The sequence below is a fragment of the Arthrobacter sp. NPDC057013 genome (assembly GCF_042674585.1).
Taxonomy (GTDB): domain Bacteria; phylum Actinomycetota; class Actinomycetes; order Actinomycetales; family Micrococcaceae; genus Arthrobacter.
Window position 1 is genome coordinate 33,375 of record NZ_JBHUSE010000014.1, and the last position, 5,025, is coordinate 38,399.

General features: G+C 66.8%; 5 protein-coding genes. 2 read left to right on the forward strand and 3 right to left on the reverse strand.

What is annotated here, in order from left to right; genetic code table 11:
* Positions 1-128 precede the first annotated feature (128 nt).
* Complete coding sequence (locus ACFTSA_RS16755) at positions 129-923, reverse strand: carbon-nitrogen hydrolase family protein (protein ID WP_377952705.1); 795 nt, start codon at positions 921-923, stop codon at positions 129-131.
* A 32-nt stretch (positions 924-955) separates the two neighbouring features.
* Here ACFTSA_RS16755 and ACFTSA_RS16760 point away from each other — a divergent pair, with 32 nt between their 5' ends.
* Positions 956-1,612 (forward strand): GntR family transcriptional regulator, encoded by a 657-nt coding sequence (locus ACFTSA_RS16760; protein WP_377952706.1) that lies wholly within the window; start codon positions 956-958, stop codon positions 1,610-1,612.
* An 81-nt stretch (positions 1,613-1,693) separates the two neighbouring features.
* Here the strand turns inward: ACFTSA_RS16760 and ACFTSA_RS16765 are convergent, their stop codons facing one another.
* Positions 1,694-3,088: an MFS transporter gene (locus ACFTSA_RS16765; protein WP_377952801.1), complete on the reverse strand. Its 1,395-nt coding sequence runs from the start codon at positions 3,086-3,088 to the stop codon at positions 1,694-1,696.
* Between the two features lie 150 nt (positions 3,089-3,238).
* Between ACFTSA_RS16765 and ACFTSA_RS16770 the strand changes: the two genes are divergently transcribed.
* Complete coding sequence (locus ACFTSA_RS16770; RefSeq protein ID WP_377952707.1) at positions 3,239-3,925, forward strand: DUF2848 domain-containing protein; 687 nt, start codon at positions 3,239-3,241, stop codon at positions 3,923-3,925.
* Positions 3,926-3,928: 3 nt separating this feature from the next.
* Here the strand turns inward: ACFTSA_RS16770 and ACFTSA_RS16775 are convergent, their stop codons facing one another.
* The gene (locus tag ACFTSA_RS16775) at positions 3,929-4,744 is read right to left on the reverse strand and encodes a phosphatase PAP2 family protein (RefSeq protein ID WP_377952803.1); all 816 of its coding nucleotides are present in this window, start codon (positions 4,742-4,744) and stop codon (positions 3,929-3,931) included.
* Positions 4,745-5,025 lie beyond the last annotated feature (281 nt).

Genomic DNA, 5,025 nt, shown 5'->3' on the forward strand with positions numbered 1-5,025 from the left:
ATCTTTTTGCGCTGTTTTTTTGGCTTCCCCCTCCGCGGGTTTCGGGCGGGTCCTTAACAAACTTTTCGGGGGGGGGCCCCCCCCCTGCCCCCCCCCCCCCCCCGCCGTCGTAATTCCCGGTAACGGGCTTAGAAGCTGCGTGCATTGGCCAGGACGGGGAGCTTTCCGCGGACGTCCGGGATGACGGAGGTATCGACGTCGACCACGGCCAACTCAGGTTCGCCGCCCAGAGCCACCAGCGGGCAACCCAGCGGCGACACCACCGCGCTGTGGCCGATCCCGGTGGGCGCGGCGCCGGCGGACGGCAGCCCCAGGGTTGCCGGATCACCCTGGCCGCAGGCCACCACAAAGGTGGTGCTGTCCACGGCCCGGGCGCGGACCAGCAGGTCCCACTGTTCCACTTTGCCTTCGCCTGCACCCCACGACGCGCAGACGATGTTGATGGCTGCGCCGGCCCTGGCGTTGGCCGTGAACAGTGCAGGGAAGCGGACGTCGTAGCAGGTGGCCAGGCCGATGGTGGTGCCGTTGAGGTCGAAGGTCACCGGCGCCGTTCCCGCATCCACCGAATCCGATTCGGCGAATCCGAACGCGTCAAAGAGGTGGATCTTGTCGTAGGAGGTGTCGAGCCCCGGGCCGGTGACCAGCAGCGTGTTCCGTACCCGGCCGCCGTCGCCGGGCGTGAACATGCCAACCACGACGGCGATGTCCAGGTCCCGGGCCATGGCCCGTACCGCTGTGGCCCACGGCCCGTCCAGCGGTTCGGCGATTTCGGCAAGTGGATTGCCGAACGCGCGCATGGCTGCCTCGGGAAACACCACCAGCTCGGCGCCTGCCGCCTTTGCCCGCGTGGCGTATTCTCGGACCAGCCTGAGGTTGGCCATTGGGTCGGCGCCGGTGACGATTTGGGCGACTGCTAAACGCATGGATGTGCTCTTCTCTGTTGTATACCTGATGTATGCGAAAAAGTTCGGGGACGGCGGCGTCCGGCCGGGGGAAGGCCTACGCCTACCTTCGTGAAAACATCCTGACCGACCCGGAGATGCAGGGACGCTTCCTCAACGAGCAGGAGCTGGCCGCCGAGATCGGCGTCTCCCGCACCCCGGTCCGCGAAGCCCTGCTGCTGCTGGTCTCCGACGGGCTGGTGGAACTCATCCCGCAGCGCGGCGCCTACGTGCCGCCGGTGACCGGCCGCGAAATCTCGGAACTGATGGAACTGCGTGGTGTGCTGGAGAGCCACGCCGCCCGCCTGGTGATCGCGCACCAGAGCGTGCCGGCGGGCCAGATGCAGGAGACCCTTGACCAGCAGTCCAAGCTGCCGGAGAACGAAGGTGCGGAGGCCGCGCAGGAGTTCATCCGGCTCGACACCCTCTTCCACCAGCAGCTCATTGACGCCGCGGGCAACGAGCTCATCTCGAGGACCTACAGCAAACTGCATGTCCGGCAGATCGTCGTCGGGGTTTCCGCCCTGTTCCGGACGGGAGGCCGGCGCGAGCAGGTGTGCTCCGAACACCAGGACATCCTCGATGCCCTGGTGTCCGGAGACGCGGCGAAGGCGCAGGAGGCCATCGACCATCACCTGGCCGTCACCCGCGACATCCTCCTCCGCACCTGATCCCGCACCGGATGGACTTTTTGTCCAGATAATGGGACTTCCGGGGCCTTCAGCGGCCGATATCTGGACAAAAACTCGCAGCTAGACGGCGCCGGACTGCGGGCGGGCTGATGCTGAACCTTCCAGGAGCAGCCTGTAGTCCAGGTCCTCCACGGTGTCGTTGTCCCGGCCGAGGGCCAGACCCAGCAGGGTCACAGCCGACGCCACGGCCACATAGATGGCCACCGGAATCCAAGTGCCGAACTCGGCGAGCAGCACCGTGAACATCAAGGGCGCGATGGCCCCGCCGATGACTCCCGCGAAGGTGTACGCCAGCGAACTGCCGGTGGAGCGGAGGCGCGGGGAGAACTGCTCCACGATGAAGGCCGCCTGCGGACCGTACATGAAGGAGTGGGCCATCAGGCCGAGGACGATGCCCACGATGAGCATCGGCTGGTTGTTTCCGCCCAGGACGCCGAAGAAGATGAACGTCCACACCGCGCCCACCACGGCGCCGACGCCGTAGACCAGCCGGCGGTTGAAGCGGTCGGAGACAGCGCCGGCCAACGGGATCATGAACAGCTGGAACGCGGAACCGATGAGGACAGCGGTGAGGACCTGGTTCCGCTCGTAGCCGAGGACCTGGATGCCGTAGGTGAGCGTGAAGACGGTGAACAGGGCGTACAGCACGTCGGGGCCCACGCGGCAGAGGATGGCGGCGATCAGCGGGCGGAGTTCCTTGCTGAAGACCTCGCGGACGGGGGCGTGCGGCTGTTCGCCGTGGGCTTCGATGGCCTTGAAGATGGGGGTGTCCTCCAGCCTCAGCCGGATCCACAGGCCGAAGCCGACCAGCACGGCCGAGACCAGGAACGCGATGCGCCAGCCGAAGCTCAGGAACTGCTCCTCGGTAAGTGTGACGGTCAGGACGGCGAGGGCGCCGTTGGCCAGGAGGTTTCCGGCGGGCGGGCCTACCTGGGCCGCGGAAGCCCAGAAGCCGCGGCGGTGCGGGTCCCCGTATTCGCTGGAGAGCAGGACCGCGCCACCCCACTCGCCGCCCACGCCCACGCCCTGCGCGAACCGCAGGAGAACCAGAAGGATGCCTGCCGTGGCGCCGATGTTGGCGTAGCCGGGCAGCACGCCGATGAGCACCGTGGCCACGCCGATGATCATCAGCGTGGTCACCAGGACCTTCTTGCGGCCGATGCGGTCCCCAAGCCGGCCAAAGATGATGCCGCCGACCGGGCGGGAAACGTAGCCGACGGCGTAGGTGGAGAAAGCGAGGATGGTCCCGGTCAGGGGATCGGTCGCCGGGAAGAAGACGACGGGAAATACGACGGCGGCCGCCGCCGAGTAAACGGCGAAGTCATACCACTCGAGGGCGGTGCCGGTGAGGCTGGCGGCAAAGGCCTTGTACAGGCCCTTGGGGTGAACTGGCGGGTGCGGGGTGGCGTGCGAATGCGGCGTCTTGCCGGGACCCGGAACTGGAGCGTTGGCCATGGTGTTGTCCTCCACGAGGTTTTTCTAGTGACGCCTGTCACGCTGGCGTTAAATGTATACATTACGCATACTGGATGTACATTGGGGACCGTTTCCGGTTTCCGGTTTGTAAAAATTTCTGCAGCAGCACATGCAAAGGATGGATCCACGATGACGACTCTGAGCTTCGAACTACCGGACGGCCGCACGCAGGAGGTGGAGGTCAGGCACCTCCTGAATGCCGGTTACGCGGGGCGCGAGCAGGATGAAGTCCAGGCCCATATCGCTGAGCTCGCTGAACTTGGCGTTCCGGGCCCGGCCACTACTCCCGCCTTGTATCCAGTGTCCCCCTATCTGGCCCAGCAGGTATCGGAAGTGCAGGTGCAGCATGAACGCACCTCCGGGGAGGCGGAATGGGCCCTTGTCATCACCGAGGAAGGCGTGCTGCTCACCGCCGCCTGCGACCACACCGACCGCGCACTCGAGGTGCACGGCGTGGCCTGGAGCAAGAACGCGAGCCCGGACGTGCTGGGCCGCAAGGCGTGGCGGCTCGATGACGTCCGGGACCATCTGGACCAGATCACCCTCAAGGCCTGGGTGGGGGAGGGCGACACCCCCGACACCCTCATTCAGGACAGCTCACTCGAAGCCCTGCTGACCCCTGACTACTGGCTGGACGTCCTCACCCAGCGCGGCCTCAACGCCCCGGGAACTGTCCTCATCTCTGGCACCGTTGCCATGGCCGGGGGCGTGAACCAGTTCGCCCGCAGCTGGAAGGTGGAGATGGCCGATCCCGTGACCGGCACCTCCGTGGACGTCCGGTACGTTGTGGAACAGATGGCCGAGCCGATCGGCTGACGCTTACGCCGCCCTCTTCTTCCGCACCGTCAGGTAGAGCCGGTGGGCGGTGACCACCAAGGCCAGCCAGGCCGCACCGAGCGCCCACGCGGCGAGGACATCGGTGAGCCAGTGGTGGCCCAGGTACACCCTGCTCAGGCCCATGGCCGCGGCGAAAGCCGCGGCCGCCGCGCCGGTGATAACCCGGCTGCGGGTTGTCTTCAGCCGCAGGATAATCAGGTAGGCGACGATTCCCGCGATCACCACTGCGTTCAGGGAATGGCCGCTGGGAAACGACGCCGAGTGTTCGTAGGGCGGAACGGCGTCGCTGAGGTCCGGGCGGGTGCGGCCGATCAGCCGCTTCCCCGCGATGGTCATGAGCAGCGACCCCAGTCCGGCGGTGACGATCAATATGACAGGCGTCCAGGACCGCCGCCGGTAGGCCAAAACAGTCATGACCGTCAGCGCGAGGATTGGCATGCCAATGGTGCCGCCCACGTCGGTGAATGCCGTAATGGCCACGTCCAGGCCCGGGGAGCGCAGGCTCTTGCCGGCCGCGAGGACCGGATGGTCGAGGCCGGCCACGCCGTCGGCCTGGACCACTGACTCGTACACCTCGGCAAAGGCGGCCGTCAGCACCGCGGCAATAACAGCGCCCGCCACCAGGGTCAGGATCAAAGCACCGTGCGGGCCAAGGATCTGGCTGATCCGCTGGACGGCGCCGACCAGAAGGCGTCCGAACCGGCTTTGCCAGCGGGTGAGGTCCTTGCCTCCGACGGTCGTGTCCTGGCGGAGCTCGCCGCGCACGCCTGTCTGCGGCGTTCCCTGCTTGTCGGTCAGCGGTCCGCCGGGCAGTGGGGTGTCAGCCAGGGGCCTGTCGGTCAACGGTTCGTCAGGCAATTCGGGGTCCTGTCTCTCGTCGTCGGCACTGCGCTCGGCAGCAAGGCATTTAGTAAGCAACCTTACTGGTTGTTTTGCGCAGCCGTCCACGGAAAAAGGAAAGCGGACGACGGCGGGCAACACCCCCCCGCGTCCCCGTCACAAACGCAGGCGCTCAGCGCCTACCGCGCGTGGTGGGGGGTGCAGGACAAGGGGCGGGCGCGGCCCGCCTGGGGCCGGGA

Coding starts and splice junctions, on each gene's coding strand:
- ACFTSA_RS16760 (WP_377952706.1), top strand. CDS start 956: ATGCGAAAAAGTTCGGGGACGGCGGCGTCCGGCCGGGGGAAGGCCTAC.
- ACFTSA_RS16755 (WP_377952705.1), bottom strand. CDS start 923: ATGCGTTTAGCAGTCGCCCAAATCGTCACCGGCGCCGACCCAATGGCC.
- ACFTSA_RS16765 (WP_377952801.1), bottom strand. CDS start 3,088: ATGGCCAACGCTCCAGTTCCGGGTCCCGGCAAGACGCCGCATTCGCAC.
- ACFTSA_RS16770 (WP_377952707.1), top strand. CDS start 3,239: ATGACGACTCTGAGCTTCGAACTACCGGACGGCCGCACGCAGGAGGTG.